Source organism: Phyllobacterium myrsinacearum, assembly GCF_014138285.1.
Lineage (GTDB): Bacteria > Pseudomonadota > Alphaproteobacteria > Rhizobiales > Rhizobiaceae > Phyllobacterium > Phyllobacterium myrsinacearum_A.
Map to the genome: position 1 here is coordinate 72,986 of NZ_JACGXN010000010.1, position 16,718 is coordinate 89,703.

16 protein-coding genes are annotated in these 16,718 nt (G+C 52.2%); 5 read left to right on the forward strand and 11 right to left on the reverse strand.

All coding sequences use genetic code 11. The annotated features are described in order from the left end of the window. The first annotated feature begins 186 nt into the window (after nt 1–186). Nucleotides 187–1,098, forward strand: a complete 912-nt coding sequence (locus FHW16_RS22620) for an agmatinase (protein ID WP_182551547.1) — start codon at nt 187–189, stop codon at nt 1,096–1,098. Between the two features lie 46 nt (nt 1,099–1,144). Continuing rightward, nucleotides 1,145–1,627, forward strand: a complete 483-nt coding sequence (comJ, locus tag FHW16_RS22625; protein ID WP_182551548.1) for a competence protein ComJ — start codon at nt 1,145–1,147, stop codon at nt 1,625–1,627. Nucleotides 1,628–1,730: 103 nt separating this feature from the next. On the opposite strand, the gene FHW16_RS22630 is transcribed toward comJ, so the two are convergent. The 8 genes from FHW16_RS22630 to FHW16_RS22665 form a co-directional block, all read right to left on the reverse strand. Further along, nucleotides 1,731–2,036, reverse strand: a complete 306-nt coding sequence (locus FHW16_RS22630; protein WP_182551610.1) for a hypothetical protein — start codon at nt 2,034–2,036, stop codon at nt 1,731–1,733. Nucleotides 2,037–2,326: 290 nt separating this feature from the next. After that, entirely contained in the window at nt 2,327–2,824 is a 498-nt protein-coding gene (locus tag FHW16_RS22635) for a GFA family protein (protein WP_182551549.1), read from the reverse strand. A 154-nt stretch (nt 2,825–2,978) separates the two neighbouring features. Next, nucleotides 2,979–4,211, reverse strand: coding sequence for an RNA polymerase sigma factor (locus FHW16_RS22640; protein WP_210278244.1), 1,233 nt, complete (start codon nt 4,209–4,211; stop codon nt 2,979–2,981). Between the two features lie 48 nt (nt 4,212–4,259). Continuing rightward, a complete protein-coding gene (locus FHW16_RS22645) occupies nt 4,260–4,607 on the reverse strand; it encodes a YciI family protein (protein ID WP_182551611.1) in 348 nt (115 codons plus the stop codon). 277 nt (nt 4,608–4,884) lie between these two features. Then, complete coding sequence (locus FHW16_RS22650; RefSeq protein ID WP_182551551.1) at nt 4,885–5,358, reverse strand: MarR family winged helix-turn-helix transcriptional regulator; 474 nt, start codon at nt 5,356–5,358, stop codon at nt 4,885–4,887. 563 nt (nt 5,359–5,921) lie between these two features. Beyond that, nucleotides 5,922–6,755 (reverse strand): class I SAM-dependent methyltransferase, encoded by an 834-nt coding sequence (locus FHW16_RS22655; RefSeq protein ID WP_182551552.1) that lies wholly within the window; start codon nt 6,753–6,755, stop codon nt 5,922–5,924. Continuing rightward, on the reverse strand, nt 6,752–7,069 hold the full coding sequence (locus FHW16_RS22660; RefSeq protein WP_182551553.1) for a hypothetical protein: 318 nt from the start codon (nt 7,067–7,069) through the stop codon (nt 6,752–6,754). Before FHW16_RS22660 ends, FHW16_RS22655 begins: the two co-directional genes overlap by 4 nt. Nucleotides 7,070–7,374: 305 nt before the next feature. Next, nucleotides 7,375–8,148, reverse strand: a complete 774-nt coding sequence (locus FHW16_RS22665; RefSeq protein ID WP_182551554.1) for an SDR family oxidoreductase — start codon at nt 8,146–8,148, stop codon at nt 7,375–7,377. 154 nt (nt 8,149–8,302) lie between these two features. Here FHW16_RS22665 and FHW16_RS22670 point away from each other — a divergent pair, with 154 nt between their 5' ends. From FHW16_RS22670 to FHW16_RS22680, 3 genes are all read left to right on the forward strand, one after another. Further along, the gene (locus FHW16_RS22670) at nt 8,303–9,202 is read left to right on the forward strand and encodes a LysR family transcriptional regulator (RefSeq protein ID WP_182551555.1); all 900 of its coding nucleotides are present in this window, start codon (nt 8,303–8,305) and stop codon (nt 9,200–9,202) included. A gap of 163 nt (nt 9,203–9,365) precedes the next feature. Then, nucleotides 9,366–10,319: a ribose-phosphate pyrophosphokinase gene (locus FHW16_RS22675; RefSeq protein WP_182551556.1), complete on the forward strand. Its 954-nt coding sequence runs from the start codon at nt 9,366–9,368 to the stop codon at nt 10,317–10,319. Nucleotides 10,320–10,609: 290 nt separating this feature from the next. Continuing rightward, the gene (locus tag FHW16_RS22680) at nt 10,610–11,491 is read left to right on the forward strand and encodes an AraC family transcriptional regulator (RefSeq protein ID WP_182551557.1); all 882 of its coding nucleotides are present in this window, start codon (nt 10,610–10,612) and stop codon (nt 11,489–11,491) included. Between the two features lie 156 nt (nt 11,492–11,647). Here FHW16_RS22680 and FHW16_RS29305 read toward each other — a convergent pair whose 3' ends face one another. Genes FHW16_RS29305 through FHW16_RS22695 form a run of 3 tightly spaced genes read right to left on the reverse strand, consistent with a single transcriptional unit; the run spans nt 11,648 to nt 16,366 of the window. Continuing rightward, nucleotides 11,648–11,911, reverse strand: a complete 264-nt coding sequence (locus FHW16_RS29305) for a hypothetical protein (RefSeq protein WP_432652073.1) — start codon at nt 11,909–11,911, stop codon at nt 11,648–11,650. Further along, nucleotides 11,827–12,138 carry a hypothetical protein gene (locus tag FHW16_RS22690; protein ID WP_182551613.1) on the reverse strand — a complete coding sequence of 104 codons (312 nt, stop codon included), beginning with the start codon at nt 12,136–12,138 and terminating at the stop codon, nt 11,827–11,829. Before FHW16_RS22690 ends, FHW16_RS29305 begins: the two co-directional genes overlap by 85 nt. Continuing rightward, nucleotides 12,125–16,366 (reverse strand): type III effector HrpK domain-containing protein, encoded by a 4,242-nt coding sequence (locus FHW16_RS22695; RefSeq protein WP_182551559.1) that lies wholly within the window; start codon nt 16,364–16,366, stop codon nt 12,125–12,127. The genes FHW16_RS22690 and FHW16_RS22695 overlap by 14 nt, the downstream gene beginning before the upstream one ends. Nucleotides 16,367–16,718 lie beyond the last annotated feature (352 nt).

The following is a 16,718-nucleotide window of genomic DNA, read 5'->3' on the forward strand; positions in this document are numbered from 1 at the left end:
TCGAGGCGTTAGCTCCACAAACAACCAATCGATTTCCAATCACTTTCGTGCTTCGACAAGGCATTGGTGACTAAGCAAAGAAGTGATGTTCATTGGGTCTTCAGGCGATCAATTTGACCATCCACCTGTCCATTGCACATTCTGCATGCTTAAAATCGAAATTTCAGCTTCCTAAGGACCATCCAAATGAATGTCTCATCCGCTTTTCTTGGTTTTCCTGCTCAACTCGACAATGGCCGAATGCCCCGTGTGGTGATATTTGGAGCCGGTCACGGCAGCACCTATCCGGTGAAGGACAGTAGTGGCTATACCTTGGCGGCTGGCGCCATTCGCGCTGGAAGCCGGGATGATGCACCGCTCGTAGAGCACTGGGATTTCGATCTCGAAGGGCCACTCTTCAATGGCGAGTTCGGATGCTGCATTGATGCTGGCGATATACAGACCACCATGCATGACAATGCCGGCAATCGGAACCGGATCGAGGCGAAGACGCGCGAGGTTCTGGCGTTGCAAGCCGTACCGATCCTGCTCGGCGGTGATTGTTCCGTGACCTTTCCTTTCCTCACAGGGTTTACGGACTACGGGCCGATCTGGATCCTGCAGATTGACGCCCATATTGACTGGCGCGATGAGGTGCATGGCGAACGCTATGGTTATTCAAGTCCGATGCGCCGGGCGAGCGAGATGCCGCATGTCGGCGGCATGGTGCAGGTCGGTCTGCGTAGCGTCGGCAGCGCGCGCATCACTGATATCGAAGCGGCGCGACGATACGGCAGCCGCTTTGTCACGGCTCGCGAGATTCACACCCGTGGGGTTGAAGCCGCTCTCCGGCATATTCCGGAAGGAGCAAGGGTTGTTGTCACTCTCGACTGTGACAGCCTCGATCCCAGCATTATGCCGGGCGTGGCAGCGCGTACCCCTGGCGGACTCACCTATACACAGGTGATTGACCTTATTGCAGGTTTAAGCAGGCGGGCCAGACTGGTAGGCTTCGACCTAGTCGAGTTCTATCCACCCGCCGATATCGCCGGCATATCGGCTCTGACCGCGGCGCGCATTATCGTCAACGCTATCGGCACCATCGTTCGACAGGATTGAAGCCGGAGTCTGGTGCAGGATAACTATAGCAAGAGGACCATAAAGAATGACCGAATGCTTTCCTCTTACCATCAGCTATGCGCAGATCGCCGTGTTCGATCCCGATCTCGAGAACTCTTTCAACGCCTGGAACCAGCGTCATTACACTCAAGGGTTTTCTTGGCGCGAAGGGAGTGTTTCCTTTGCCGTGCCAGACGGCAACGCTGCCTTTGTTGAAGTGCTTACCGAACAGGAAGACAGTCAATTGTCGGCTGAGCCAACGCGGGTGATTTTGGTGCCGTTCGACGTGCCGCAAGATCGTTTGGTTATCGGGTCGGTCATGGACGAGCGGACCACGGTGTTCGGCGCTGGAAAATACCAGCTGACCTTTGAACTGCTCCAGGGAGGTGTTCAAGGTGATAAGGCCTATGAAAAGTTTATAAGACTGACCTTCGCCAAAAGTGATGCGCCCGTGTTTGAGATCAAGCTCGCGGACGCAGAGATGAACGTCGATCTGCCCATCGATATGAACGCCGTTCCGGCGCGGTAGGGCCAAGCGGAGGAGGTCACCCCATCTGATTGGTAATCGCAGCCAGTTCCAGTGCTTGCGCCAAACCCCTATCGAGTCCCCCGCAACATAGCGGCGCGGGTGGCTAAATCCCTGTCCCATCGAGCTGCTGGGCGTCGTCGCCTTCCCAAGGTGATGGCATGGAACTGCCATTAAGATTGGCAGTGGGCATTGGCATCCAGCACTTCAATTCTGGCTCGGCATATTCGACAAGGCGGCCGGGCGAGGAATCGGAAGCACGCCAGCCTTCTGTACCGAATTGATCGCCATTCGACCAATACGCGAGGTCAACTTCTGCCGGCCCCTGTTCGGACGGGCGGATCGTGACGAGGATCCGACGGCCATCTTTCGGGGCAGTTGCCATGTGCCGCCAGCGGTCAGGTTCATCCATCATTTTTCCTCCTGGCTGTTATGGTTGCAAGTGTCGCCTCGCTATCAAAAACGGTCAACTCAAATTATTCTTCCAACCAACATGCGTATTCCGCAGCAAACTGCTGCCGGAGCATCTTTCGCAATTTGGATTCGCTTTTGCGGCGTTAGCGCCGGAATTTTCAACCCTGGTCCAAACGTGCCAGCCGTTATTGGTGCCTTAGTGGCAGTGAACCGCAAAGCAGGGATTGCCTCGGCATCTCGACTGGATCGTTCCGTTGGGCAGTGATGACGACCGTCCAAGATTGAAGTTTAATCGACCCGATCAGGCGGCAATTCACTGCGCTCCAGTTTAGTATTGAGGCGGGATTGTGCTTCCTTATCCATCAAGGAATCCCCTTCATTGCCGTGCTCGAAGGTCGGCACGTTTTGCGGAATCGAGACCCAAGGCAGTTTGCTGGCCGTATGATAATGAACTTCGGGTATCAGATGATCGGCTTTGTCGAGATTCCCCACGCGAACAAAGGCAATCGCCTTCCCGATCATGGGATGATTGCCCCACAAAGGCAGCAAGCATTTAGGGCACCGATGCATCAATGGATCATCTTCAAGGGCTGTTGGCGCGCCGTCACCAATCAGTGTGATTTGATCAGTTTCAATCATGGCATTGATGCTGAATGCAGAGCCACTCAACCTCTGGCAGCTGTGGCAATGGCAGCAATGCACAATCATCGGGCTTCTCTCCAGCCGATATCGCACATGATTGCATGCACATCCGCCTTCCAACCGTTTAAAAACTGGTTTCTTCATTAAACTACTCTCCACCTATGAGCGTTTGTCGAGCTTTCAACCCGGTTGCTGGTCGCGGTCGAACGCAATCTCAACGCAGTTAGCCGATTGGATCTCCAGGTATTCGACATGTGGGCGGGTGTTTATATTTGTGTAACAGATCTGGGAGGGCGGTTTAAAACAGCACTTTAAGTTCAGCCAATTTTCCTTGGATGAAACGTTGGTCCGGGCCCGCCACCGTCAAATGGAGCGCTTGTTGATACGCTTGTTGTGCTTCAGCGGGTTTGTCCAATCGTCGCAGCAGATCGGCCCGCGTGGCATGAGCTAAATGATAGTTGTGAAGCTCTCCACGATTCAGAAGAGCATCAATCAAGGATAACCCGGCGTTTGGCCCGTCGCGCATGGCGATAGCAACAGCACGGTTGAGTTCGATTACAGGCGATGGATCGGCCAGCAGTAAGAGGTCGTAGAGAGCAACTATCCTGTTCCAATTGGTTTCTGTCGTACTTCGCGCTTGCGCGTGAACGGCCGCAATAGCTGCCTGTAGCGTGTAAAAACCTACAGCGTTACCGGCCATCACCTTGTTGACCAGCTTTGTTCCTTCCACAATATCTTCCATGTGCCAACGCGATCGATCCTGATCATGCAGAAGAATGATTTGCTTGTCGGGGGATCTGTTGGCATCACGTCTGGAACCTTGCAAAAGCATCAATGCCAAAAGCCCTGCAGCTTCCGGATCGGGTACCAGTTCGATCAGTAAACATCCGAGCCGAATGGCCTCATCACATAAGTTTTGCCGTTCGGATACAGAATCCGATGTGAAGGAATAACCTTCGTTGAAGATAAGATAGATGACATGAAGCACTATCTCCAACCGGTCCCGCAGATCGCAGAGTGCGGGTATTTCATAAGGAACGCACGCCTCTCGTATTTTAGCCTTCGCCCGTACAATGCGCTGCGCCACGGTGGGGGCCGAGGTTAGGAACGCTCGTGCTATCTCTTCTGTTTTAAGACCACATACCTCGCGCAGAGTCAGTGCCAGCTGCATGTCTGGCGTCAGCAATGGATGACAGCAAGTGAAGATCAGGCGTAACCGGTCATCCTTTATTTCCTCACGATCACTGGGTTTTTCCGCCCCATCCAGTTCGATCTGGAGAGCCAGCTGAGTCAGGGATGCGTCGAAACGAGCGCGTCTTCGAAGTTTGTCAATCGCCTTGAAACGGCCGGTTGAAATAAGCCACGCACGAGGATAAACGGGAACTCCATCGCGAGGCCATTGTTCTGCTGCCGCGACAAAGGCGTCGTGTAAAGCTTCCTCTGCGAGCTCGAAGTTGCCGAGAAGCCTGATCAGCGTTGCAAGAATCCGGCGGGATTCCATGCGATAAATATTGCTGGTTACCTCTTGCATCGTTTCACTCAAACTTGTGACAGACGCCGCATCCATCTGAATTGAGAGTCACCAGTTGTGAATTGGTCTGACTTCGACACTTCCAAGTTTTGCCAAAGGAATACCTGCGCCAATGCGAATGGCTTCGTTGAGATCACCAGCTTTAATCAAAATAAATCCGCCCAAAATCTCTTTGGTTTCTGCAAATGGCCCATCCGTTGTTGACACTTTTGAGTTGCGCACGCGAACGGTTATTGCGTTGCTGGGACTTTCGAGAGCATGGGCCATGACAAGATGTCCGCTTGCAGCAAGCTGCTCATCATATGCCTTCGATTCTCGTCCCAACGTGGTCTTTTCTTGATCCGATTGATCCGCAAGTTTCTTTTCGGCAAAATAGACGAGACACAAATATTCCACAGCTAGTTTCCTTTCAGGAAAATGATTGTTCACTGTGATAGTCGCATGAAATGAGCCAAATTCGACAGGTGTGGCAAAATTTTCGATCAGTGCTGAATGGAAACAACAGCCAACTTCGTGACAACACCATCAGCGAGCCCGATCGTAATTGGCCTGAAGTGGATGCTAACCTGTTCGGCAGTTCGATCAAATCCGATATGGAATTCATCGTTTTCGACAACTTACGAACCTGCTAGGCCCCAAAAGAGCGTTGACCGCGTTTGCCTTTGGTCAATAATCACGTTCTGCGGGGCGGGGTTATGGTTGCCAGACCAAGCGATATTTTGACAAGAACGTCATGCAGGGCGTTCTTGTCCTCCAACTCATTCCAGGCAGCCTCTACCCGACGGGATGCATCGCGCGACAAATCGGCGATCAACGCCTTTGCTTTCTTGGTTTGCTTAATAAACACGTACCTTTGATCATCGCGTGCATTCGCTCGCAGGATATAATCGTACTTCTCCAGATGTTTGAGATAATAGGAGAGATTGGAGCCGTGCACACCGGAATTGGCCATCAGATTTTTGACCGTCGATCCTGCTTCGGTAATTGCAACAAGTATTTGAAAATGCGCAGGCGCGAGGTTGAATATCCCGCATCGTGTCAATTCGCTCTGCAGGAAATTCTCATAGCATCGCTGGGCCCGGTTGGTTTCCTTGGCAAATTCAAGGAGGTTTGAACGCGCATGATGGCTATCAGGATGATTTGACATATTGCAACCTTTTGTGAGGGAAACAGACAAAACCCGCTTTCTGTACCAAGTAAGATATGGCGCGCGGGTTCATCGAAGAATGAACTATCCATCCTTGGGTTGTTCAAAGGAGACCATGGCGCTCGATACCATGGGAAGCTGAAGGGGAAATTATCTGAACCTGAGGCGAAACTGAGATAGGTTCAAGCAAGTGTTGCTGGATGGGACCTGTCTCCGTGCGCGTGAAACCGCTTTGTACGGCTGTTCGCATACCTGCTCTGGATCATTTGGTCGGGGAAATGATATCTAGCCATTTCCCAACGCCAGGTGGCACTTTCGAGTTGTCGCTGCGCACATCAAGGACATTTTCGCCCTGATACCGCACAGCGCATACGGAGTTCGTGAACAAGGAGCATGGGAAGCCTGGCTCGAGTTCTTTCTTGGTATCGTCGAAGAAGTGATGCGTCGAAAGACAGCCGTGTCTTTGCGTATCGCAGTTATCTCGACCTTCTTGGTGAAGGCACGGTGCCGCTGACAACATAATCAACGATTGGTGTTGTTCGTCGTCGAAATTTGGATGGATATCAATGCACACCGTAGTCAATTGCCGGCTTCTTGAACCAGATGCCGCTGCCGCCGATATAACCGGATTTTTCCTTCAAGGCGGTAAACAATTCTTCGGGCAACACCTCGGCAAGTTCGGGTTGGAACGTCCGCGCCGCATGCGCGCATGAGAAGATCAGCGGGAACGAGCGGCCGAAGGCCAGCATGTAGGTGCCAAGCATATATTGCTCGTTGTAGTATCGCTCTACCCATGTCGGCGGATAGTCCCATGGCCATAAGACGTCGTGGACGCCGACATCGATTCCTGCCTTCAACTCCGGAAGAATGTCGATAAAGAAGACAGTCACGTCGGAATTCTGGAAGGAGCGGTGGCTGCCGTCGAAAAAGACCACGCTGTCGGCGTCGAGCTGCGAGAACAGGGAGATATCGACGAACTCAACGCCCGAGCGGATAACCTCATCAGCGATCGCGTCAATCTCGGTGCGCGGCTCCGGATCGATCGAAATGATCCGTGTGCGCAGGTGGTGATCTTTGATCGCACGACGCGCGAATTTGGTGGAGTTTCCTGAGCCGATTTCCACATATGTCGCCGGATTGCGCTCGGCCAAGAGATGATAGAGTGTCATGCAGTCGAGGCTTGGAAACCAGCCATTGAACCAGCGCGGCTCCAGGCTCTTGGCGTCAGCCTCGAGAGGAATCGCGGAGAAACATTTGCGGTGTTTCTTCAGATCGGCGACGAATTTGTTCATTTGGGGATTGTGATGCGAGAATATCGCCAGGATATGCTTCGAAATATCCCGAGCATAACCGTAGCGGGGCTGGAAATCGGGTGGAAAATTGATATCCAGTTTCATGTCGAAATCCATTTTTGCAAAGAAAAGTCGATCAGTTGTCCTGGTGAATTCTCCGTGATGTAGGTGAATCCGGTTGAAATAATACGATCAGCGTTTTTAATTGCAGCCATATCTGGGGCTGTCTGCTCGAAGTTGATTGAAATGCCAGCATCAGGTATGCGGCGCGCTTCAATCAATTGCTGGAAACGAGGCTTCGCCTTTCGAGGAGTTCTGTAATCAAAGCAAGATATGGGAAAACAGGATGTTAGCTCATGTTTATCGTAAGCAGAATTCAAGTTTATCTTGCCTGTTACGTCATGGTTGAGCTTTTCCATTATTTTACTCGCCTTCTTGATGCGCAAAAATAAACACTGTTCGCACGGGGCAGTGCCAAACATTTGCTTTCTCGATGGGATATTTGTTCTTATCACAACGGGTCGAAGAATTGAACCCTTATGCGAGCTTTTGTTTAAGCAGCAACTGGGAGAGGAGCCCGGATTTGAGCACAGAAGTTTTGCCCGAACGTAGGCTCAATGACAGCGACCAATCGACTCAAGCAACGCTGCGGTTGTGGTCGCCGCGTTCAGTCAAAGCCTCACCCGCCACCGGAAGATGGGTGGCGGGTGAGGGTATAACAATTCTATTTGGTCGTGTATCCGCCATTGATGAGAATGGTTTGACCGGTAATCCACCAGCCATCGGAAACGAGGAAGCGGATAAAGGGGATGATATCCTGAATATCCGTCAGGCCCGTCTTGCTGAAGGCTGAAAGTGCAGCGGCCGTCTTATGATAGGCGACCGCATCGGCACCTTCCGCAGGATAGAAGAATGGCGTGTCCATCGGGCCGGGTCCGATTGCACTTACTGATATGCCGCGTGAGCCATATTCCTTGGAAGCAGCCCGGGTGAAATGTTCGATCGGTGCTTTCGCGCCGGCATAGGCCGCATAGAAAGGCGTAAAGGCTCCAAGCAGCGAGGTTACCAGCGTTACCAGCTTTCCGTTGTCGCTGAGGTGCTTGCCGGCCTCCTTGATGAAGAAGAACGCGGCCTTTGAGTTGATCGCAAACATCTCATCATATTCGGCCTCAGTGATCTCGACAAAAGGTTTTTTCAGCACCTTGCCTGTTGTATTGATGGCAATGTCGATGGCACCGAAGTTTGCCTTCACATCTTCAAACAGTTTTTCAACAGCTGCAGCAGTCGTCAGATCACTCCGAAAGGCGATCGCGTCGGCACCGGCCGCCTTGATTGCGGCAAGAGTCTCATCTGCGGCGGCCTGTGTTGCCGCACTGTTGTAGTGAATGGCTATGGCTTTCGCGCCTTGTGCTGCCAGATCCCGGGCAATCAACCCGCCGAGATTCTTGGCACCACCGCCGATAAGCACGATCTTTCCCTTGATGCTGTGATCAACCATGTCAATTCTCCATAAAAAAGCACTGCTATTGCCGCTTTTCTGAAACGAGACCGAATGCCTCGTCTTCCATGCGCAATATGGTTGGTTTAAGTTAGATCAATAAAGGGCTAAATTCTGATATCACTGATCAGAATGAGCGAACAATGAGCGTGGCATGGATCGTATCGATCGACTGAGAATATTTGTCCGGGTTGTTGAGTGTAGCAGCTTCACAAAAGCTGCCAACATATTGCAAGTCCCGCGATCAACGGTTTCCGTTGCTATCCGCGAACTGGAACAACTGGTTGGTGCCAGACTGCTGCAGAGGACAACGCGCAGTGTTGCCGCTACGGAAGACGGCCGGGCGTACTATGATTTATGCGTTCGCTTGCTGGCAGACTACGATGATGCGGAGACCATATTCACGCATGGTGCGATGAATCCCAAGGGCCGATTGCGTATTAACGTACCTGGCCGTTTGGGACGCCTTATCATCGCTCCCGCCTTGCCCGGCTTCTTCAACAAATACCCCGATATCGAATTGGATATGGGAGTGACCGATCGGGCCGTTGATTTGGTGCAGGAGGGGATTGACTGCGTTGTTCGCGTTGGTGAACTGAACGATTCAAGTCTGGTGGCCCGTAAACTTGGCAACCTGCCACTGATAAACTGTGCCAGTCCTGATTATGTTGCCCGTTACGGCTTGCCTCAAACGGTCAAAGATCTGGGACGGCACTTTGCTGTCAATTACGCATCACCGACAACTGGCAGGATCGCAAGGTGGGAATATACCGAAGATGGCCATTCGGCCGAAATTTCGATGCGTAGTTTCATGACAGTCAACACTGCGGAAGCGTATATAGCCTGTTGCGAAGCTGGTCTTGGGCTTATTCAGATACCGGCCTACGATGTCGAGATGCAGTTGCGTGCTGGTAGCCTCGTCGAGGTTTTGTCCAGTCATCGGGCAGAGCCGATGCCGATCGCAATTCTTTATCCGCATCGCCAGCATCTGTCTCCTCGCTTGCAGGTCATGGTGGATTGGCTGGCTGATCTTTTCAGCAGGACAATTCTTTGAGATTCTCAGTTCCCTGGTATGTCTCTCCGTGGCGTCGGCGTAATACCATATTGCGAACTATGCGATTAAAAGTTGTATGAAAACAGACGTGACGATGAGGTTGTTTTTTATACCTTGGTTACTGTCATCATGCTGTAACATTCGACTGGCTATGCCCCCGTCAATGTCACTGCAGGATCAATCCATGAAGTTGATTACAGGAAACTCCAACGGCGCGCTGGCAAATTCAGTCGCAGCCTACCTCCATCTTCCATTGGTGGATTGTTGGGTCAAGCGGTTCCATGACAATGAAATCTTTGTTGAGATCCGTGAAAATGTCCGAGGCGAAGATGTTTATCTTCTGCAGTCAACATCATACCCGATCAATGACAATTTGATGGAGCTTCTCATTATAACGGATGCTCTCAAGCGATCCTTTGCCGGCCGCATAACGGCGGTTCTGCCTTATTTTGGCTATGCCCGGCAAAATTCGAAATCCGCCTCCCGCACACCGATTTCTGCAAAACTGGTGGCAAATTTAATTGCAAGATCGGGTGTTGATCGTGTCTTGACGCTGGATTTGCATGCCGCCCAAATCCAGGGATTTTTCGATATTCCAAGCGACGATCTTTTGTCCGCGCCGATTTTTGTACGAGATATTAAAGAACATCACGATATGGAAACTACCATAATCGTCTCTCCTGACGTTGGCGGCGTAGCAAGGGCCAGGGCCATCGCGCAACGGCTCGGAAGGGGATTGGCCATTGTTGATAGACGTGGATCACAAGCATTGACAGTGGAAGGCATGGACGTCATCGGCGATGTGGCAGGATGTGATTGTATTCTCATTGCCGATATTGTTGATTCTGCAAATACCCTGGCGGCGGCAACCGATGCTCTGCTCAAGGAAGGTGCAGCAAGAGTTTGCGCATATGCGACTCATGGGGTTCTTTCCAGCGGTGCTTCTGAGCGCATTATGAAATCCGGCCTGCAAGAGCTGGTGGTTACAGATTCTGTCGAAAGAACGGTAGCCGCTGATCTGCCATCGAAAATCAGACGGATATCCGTTGCATCTCTGATTGGGGAGGCAATCGGGCGGGCGGCAAACGAGCAGAGTGTTTCCAGTTTGCTCACCTGAGGGCGAACTCTTCGAACGACATAGGCTTGAATCCGGGCACAAGGCATTTGCCGCACTCAACTCTTTGAGCCGAAGCCAAACGCTGTCGGCCGTTCGGGCTGAAAGACCGTGCTTAGGGTTGAGGAGAGCTATCGTGCAACGGACCGCAGGATCGTGCGAAGATCAGACTTGCTTGTAAGTACTCGTCGGATATTTCAGATCGATTCACGCCAAAATCGCAAGATCGGTCGAGCGCGGCATATCCGGAAGGGTGTAGCTGGTGTTGCCACGCAGGAAGAGACGAATTGACAATGAAGGCAGCACTTGAAAACTACCATGCCCGGATGCAACGGGTGCTGGACCACATAGACCAGCATCTTGACGACGATCTCGGCTTGGAAGCGTTGAGCGGCGTTGCGGCGTTCTCGAAATACCATTTCCACCGGCAGTTCATGTCAACCTTCGGGTTGTCCGTACATCGCTATGTCCAGCTCGCCCGTATGAAGCGCGCTTCGCACCGACTGGCTTATATGGACGCCCAAAGCGTCACGGACGTAGCGATGGATGCCGGCTACGATGCACCCGACGCCTTCGCCCGCGCCTTTCGGCAACGCTTCGGACAATCGCCTTCGTCGTTCCGGAAATCTCCCGAATGGGAGTCGTGGTTTGCGGCCCTCGGGCCTCTTGACAACGCAAGGAGCAAGCTCATGCAGAAGAGTTTTACCACTGACGACGTGATGATCCGCAATGTGGCCCCGACGCCGGTGGCGATCATGGAACATCGGGGTGACCCGGTGATGATCGGTGCCACCATCCAACGGTTCATCGCGTGGCGCAAGGCGGCGAGCCTGCACCCCAAGACAAGTCCGACCTTCACTGTCTGGCGTTCCGAGCGGCGTCCTGCGTCGCCTGCCGATTACAGCATGGATCTATGTGCAGGGACCGACCAGCCGATCGAGGCAAACGGCGAGCAGATCAAGGCCGGCGAGATCCCTGGTGGCCGCTGCGCGGTGCTGCGCGTCGTCGGTAACACCGACAATCTGGAGCCCGCCGCGCTCTACCTTTATCGTGACTGGCTTCCGGCCAGCGGCGAGGAAGCACGCGACTTCCCGATTTATTGCCAGCGGCTGAGCTTCTTTCCCGAAGTGCCGGAGCACGAGGCGGTCGCGGAACTGTTTCTGCCGCTGAAATAGCGTTCTTGGATGGTGGCCCGCCCCTTTCGGTCGCAAGAAGCGGACAGGCCGCTATCCGCCCAATCCCGATCCATGGCCGAAACATGCCGATAATACCAGCAACTTGTCATCTGTCGGGTGGGGATCAACGGTGACGACAACAAAAGTGTAACTGAATCAGCTACGATCAGAATCGGCACGTCCAATCCGCCACGCATCATTGATCACCAAGGGCTCAAGTCGGTCGACTTTTATGTCAGAGCTTGCCGATTGCAGAGTGATTTCAGTTGCCGCCATTACGACCAGTTTTTCTGGTGCCAATCCACGCAAGGCGCTTTCCACACGCTTCGCACGATTTACCACTTCGCCAACAACCGTGTAGTCAATACGGCCATCATAACCGAGATCGCCAACCACCATTTCTCCCGAGTGAAGCCCCATTCTGATCCGGCATGCCGTCGCATCGGCAAGCCGATATTCACCACCGAGGTCAGAACTTCAACGCCGCTGTACTTATACCAAGTGCGTTTGCTGCTGCGGGTATTGGCCACTTCGAGCTGTGCATTGCGGTTTTGCAATGCCGTTGCCACGATCGTGTATCTCGACGGTGATGGAACCATTCCGGCGTCCGCAACCGGTACTTGATCAGTCACATCAAACGTTGTCATCCGGTTTACCGTCGATTTTATATTTCTTCAGATAATCTCCCAAAAGATCTCCATAGTCATTCTGGAGAGACGAAGCCTTGCTTTCGTTAATAGCCGCAAAAATGAACACCGATGCCAAGCTCAGGACGCCACCCGCGACGCCAAATCCTGCACCTAACCCTTGGATCAAGCGCGGAACCACAAGACCGGCTACACCCATTCCGCCTTCCACAGTAACCGCTGCACCGCCGAGCAGACCAATGGAACCAGTCGCGATACTCACACCGCCGGTCGCTACATCGCCATTTCTAATGGCCTTTACGCCATCGAAGATGCTGTAGGCCCCGAGTGCAAGATTAGCCAGTCCTCCACCAAGCCCTCTGAATCCGAATTCGAACCGGCTTGCGTTCTTTTGCAAGTACTCGTTAAAAGTCTTTGGATCATCGATTTTCTTGGGATCGACTCCCGCGCTCTTCAGGTAATCGCGGTAATTCTTCACCCCGCCCTCAGCGAAAAGTGCGGCCGTCTGGACGGAGCCAATCGCAATATCGGCTTTCTGGCGATCCGTCAGGCTGCCGTTCGCCCCGATACCTCTGGCTATGGTGATACCGCCCAGAAGCAGTCCGCTCACCCCATGCTGGATACCTTTGTCAAAAAGCTGTTTGGCCGAGTTGTTGGCATCGATCAGACCATAGGCCCCAAGCCCTTTGGTGCCTTGCCGCAGCAACTCCCATTGCCCACGGAAGGCGGCCAGAATCTGATCCGGCTTTGCAGGTTCACCATTTGCATTGATGAGAGATTCGGGATTCGTTTTGCCGATTTCCTCGATCATCTTCTCGACTTGATTTTCATCCAGCTTATCGCTGCCATTTACACCGAATGCCTTCTTGAGGTCGTCAAACGACGCATCCTTGAACGCACCGTCCTCAGCAATGGAGGTAAAATTCTCATTGAGTTTCTTATCGTGCTTGCCCGTAAACTCAGGATCCAAAGCAGCGTTGTAGAGAGCGGTTTCCAGACTGAAAGTGCTCATTGCTTCTTCGGCGGAATGGTTTTTCAGTAGTTCCTTGAAACGATCGCCGGAGACCATTGATTTCTCGTAGACGTCCTGGACTTCACCGTTGTGCTTGGAGTTTTTGACTGCGCCCTGCAAAGCCTTGGTATCGTTGATTCCCAAAGCTCCCTGGTACATCTTCCCGACCTGGAAGAAGTTCGCAAGGTTCTCTGTTGGACCGATGGTTTTTCCATCTTCCGACTTCGACTTCCACAACTTGTCGAGTTCTGCGCCGGACTTGATGTCCTTGTCGTAGATGCCCGTCAATGCCTTCTTCAGGTCTTTATCATTATCGACAAAGTCCTTCAGCGTTTTCTCGCCTGTCTCATTCAGGAATTTGGCAACCTCCGGATCCTTCTTGAGAGTCGTAATGCGCTGTTCGATTTCTTTCAGGACAGCTTCTGGATCTCCGCCAACTCCGGCCCGGTCACCAAGTTTCTTTATGATGTGGTCCTTGTCCCACATGCCGGCCTGCTTGCCCATTCCGACGAGATCATATGCTTTCTGCAAATCGTGTACGACGGCGGCCTTTTCCTGAGCACTGTATTTTCCGGGGTTTTTGAAAATCTCGTCGTCAAATTTCTCTACCTCCACGCCTGATACGGCATTGCCGTCTGCGGCGCGTACAGCAAACTCGATTGCGCCTTTTGCATCCTTCGGTGCGTCATTGCTCAACCAGTCCGATATGTCCTTTTGGGAGAGTTTTCCGTCGGAGCCGTTTCGCAGCTTGTCGTGGCTGGTCTCAAGAATATCAAAGCTGCCGGGCTTGCTCCAGAAATCGAGGGCCTTCTTCAGGTCGTCGCTCATCAGCTTGGGGTTCTCTTCCTTGAATTTCTGAAGATCCTTGATCGTCAGTTGATCCCCGGCCCCCGTGGCATCCTTGATGGAGTCGAAATTCTCATAAAGAGCAGAGCCATATTTCGCGATCAGTTTAGACGCGTCGTCGGCATCCCCGTTCTTTTTCAGATAGTCACCATATTTGTCACTGACGCCCGCCAGGCTTGAGAAGCCGAACTTTCCAAAATCCTGCAAGCGTCCAGCTTCCGTGCCATGCTCGGCTTCGCCGCTCTTGGAGAAACCGTCGATCTTGTGATTGCCGACACCATCGCCGGAAAGCATTTTTCCTTCGGCGTCATATTTTTCGATACGCTCAAGTACCTGCACGGCACGATAGGCAGCATCGCGATCATTTTCGAAGTCGCCAACGCGATCCTTCAGCATGTCTTTTACGCCGCTCTGATTGCCGAGATTCTTGAGCAGCGGACTATCGTCAATAATTTGCCCGGCATCGCGCTTGTCGTATTTCGGCAGATCCCACTTGATGCCCAGTGCTTCCGCTTGCTTGCGAGCAGCCTCGTCCTTACCTGACTCAGATCGCTCAGGAAACTTGCCCTTCAGGTTTTCAAATCCGTATTTGCCAAAATCCTTCAGTCGTCCGGCTTCAGTTCCGTGCCGTACCTGATTGGAATCAGTAATCCCATCGATCTTGTCATTCCCAACATCTTTGCCGGAATTGGTCTTCCCGTCGGAATCAAATTTCTCGATATGCTTGAGAATCTGTGCAGCCCGGTAAGCGGCATCAGCATCATTTTCGTAATCGCCGACCCGCTTCTTCAAACCCTCCTTCATATTCTCGATATCCGGACGACCCTTACTGCCTTTCCGGTCAATCAGGTCGCTCAGCATGGGACTGTCCTTGATGATGGATTTGGCTGAACGGTCATCACCTTTCGGGCGCTTCCACTCGATACCCAGAGCTTCGGCCTGTTTGCGTGCTTTCTCCTCGTCGGTAATCTCGCCTGATCCGGGTTTCCCGTCCGCCGGTGGTTCCTGATCCGGTGCTGCTGGAGGACTATCGTTCTTCTTTGCGGGCACCTCGTCCAGATTGCCTTTCAGGTTCTGGAAGCCATACTTTCCGAAATCCTGCAGACGGCCAGCTTCCGTACCGTGTTTGGCCTCGTTGCTGCTGGTGTAGCCGTCGATTTTTTCGTTGCCGACCTTCTTGTCGTCCAGAAGATTGCCGTCGCCGTCAAATTTCTCGATATGTTTGAGAACCTGTGCCGCACGGAATGCAGCATCAGCGTCCCGGTCGAAATCACCAACACGCTCTTTCAGCATATCCTTTGCATTGCCATGGTTCTCAATGTTCTTCAGCAGGGGATTGTCGTCGATAATCTCTTTGGCAGATCGTTCGTCGCCTTCCGGACGAACCCACTCGATACCACGCCCTTCTGCCTCCTTGCGCGCTTCCTTGTTATCTTTCGGATCGAGCTGATCCGGCAACTCACCTTTCAGATTTTCAAAACCGTATTTACCAAAATCCTGAAGACGTCCGGCTTCAGTCCCGTGTTCGGCTTCACCGCTCTTGGTAAAGCCATTGATTTTATCGTTACCGACGTTCTTGCCGTCCTGAATCTTGCCGTCAGCGTCGAACTTCTCAATGTGCTCAAGAACTTGTACGGCACGATAGGCAGCATCGCGATCATGTTCGAAGTCGCCGACGCGATCCTTCAGCTTATCCTTTACACCGCTCTGGTTGCCAAGGTTTTTGAGAAGGGGATTGTCGTTGATTATGTCCTCAGCTGACCGGTTATCGCCCTCGGGACTAACCCACTTGATGCCGAGGCGTGCCGCATCCTCACGGGCTTTCTGATCACCCCAGAACGTGTTCGACTTTATGAGATCACCCTTCAGATTTTCAAATCCATACTTGCCCAGATCCTTCAGTCGGCCAGCTTCCGTTCCGTGCTTTACCTGATCGGAATCAGTGATCCCGTCGATCTTTCCATTCCCGACATCTTTGCCCGAAATAAGCTTCCCGTCGCTGTCGAATTTTTCAATATGTTCAAGCACCTGGTCAGCCCTGAAGGCTGCATCAGAGTCATTCTCGTAGTCGCCAACAAGCTTCTTCAGGCCATCCTTCATGTCACCAACGTCCGGGCGGCTCTTGCCTCCGTTTTTGTGATCAATCAGGTCTTTCAGCATGGGAGAGTTTTCAATGATATATTTGGCCGATCGGTTGTCGCCTTTAGGCCGCTCCCATTCGATACCCAAAGCCTCGGCTTGCTTGCGCTTGCTGTCGTCCGACGGTTCCTTTGTCGCAACAGAAATAATTGCGTTCCATTTGGAAGCATCAAAAGATAACGGCGTTTCATTGGTATTGGCTTTTTGTGACTTCACTGTCGGTAAGGTCATGAAAGATTCCTCCATTTTTTCACAGCAACTGAGAACAAGCAAAGTTCCAACTATTTGGAATTACTCCCGGACGACATGACTTCGCTATCACAACAGACTCTGTGAGTGCACGCTGTTCAGTAACTTGGCCTATCCCCCTCATATAAGCCTAACTGTGATAGAGTATGCCTGTCAGTCTCCCAAAATCAGTAACAAGGAACGATCAACTGTCCTTGGGTTTATACCGAAGCAAGCTCCGTGCCAGTTGTGTGATGTTTAATAACTATTTGTAATTTCAATGATTTCTCCAGACTATGTGTTTTGGATACGTCTGATTATGTGCGTATCTCCGCGCAAATTTTGAAGAAGTGTG

Bases quoted from the DNA above. Each gene is read 5' to 3' on its own strand.
- comJ (WP_182551548.1), top strand. From the start codon at position 1,145: ATGACCGAATGCTTTCCTCTTACCATCAGCTATGCGCAGATCGCCGTG.
- FHW16_RS22680 (WP_182551557.1), top strand. From the start codon at position 10,610: ATGAAGGCAGCACTTGAAAACTACCATGCCCGGATGCAACGGGTGCTG.
- FHW16_RS22675 (WP_182551556.1), top strand. From the start codon at position 9,366: ATGTCACTGCAGGATCAATCCATGAAGTTGATTACAGGAAACTCCAAC.
- FHW16_RS22650 (WP_182551551.1), bottom strand. From the start codon at position 5,358: ATGTCAAATCATCCTGATAGCCATCATGCGCGTTCAAACCTCCTTGAA.
- FHW16_RS22640 (WP_210278244.1), bottom strand. From the start codon at position 4,211: ATGCAAGAGGTAACCAGCAATATTTATCGCATGGAATCCCGCCGGATT.
- FHW16_RS22655 (WP_182551552.1), bottom strand. From the start codon at position 6,755: ATGAAACTGGATATCAATTTTCCACCCGATTTCCAGCCCCGCTACGGT.
- FHW16_RS22620 (WP_182551547.1), top strand. From the start codon at position 187: ATGAATGTCTCATCCGCTTTTCTTGGTTTTCCTGCTCAACTCGACAAT.
- FHW16_RS22690 (WP_182551613.1), bottom strand. From the start codon at position 12,138: ATGACAACGTTTGATGTGACTGATCAAGTACCGGTTGCGGACGCCGGA.
- FHW16_RS22695 (WP_182551559.1), bottom strand. From the start codon at position 16,366: ATGACCTTACCGACAGTGAAGTCACAAAAAGCCAATACCAATGAAACG.
- FHW16_RS29305 (WP_432652073.1), bottom strand. From the start codon at position 11,911: ATGGGGCTTCACTCGGGAGAAATGGTGGTTGGCGATCTCGGTTATGAT.
- FHW16_RS22635 (WP_182551549.1), bottom strand. From the start codon at position 2,824: ATGAAGAAACCAGTTTTTAAACGGTTGGAAGGCGGATGTGCATGCAAT.
- FHW16_RS22670 (WP_182551555.1), top strand. From the start codon at position 8,303: ATGGATCGTATCGATCGACTGAGAATATTTGTCCGGGTTGTTGAGTGT.
- FHW16_RS22630 (WP_182551610.1), bottom strand. From the start codon at position 2,036: ATGGATGAACCTGACCGCTGGCGGCACATGGCAACTGCCCCGAAAGAT.
- FHW16_RS22660 (WP_182551553.1), bottom strand. From the start codon at position 7,069: ATGGAAAAGCTCAACCATGACGTAACAGGCAAGATAAACTTGAATTCT.
- FHW16_RS22665 (WP_182551554.1), bottom strand. From the start codon at position 8,148: ATGGTTGATCACAGCATCAAGGGAAAGATCGTGCTTATCGGCGGTGGT.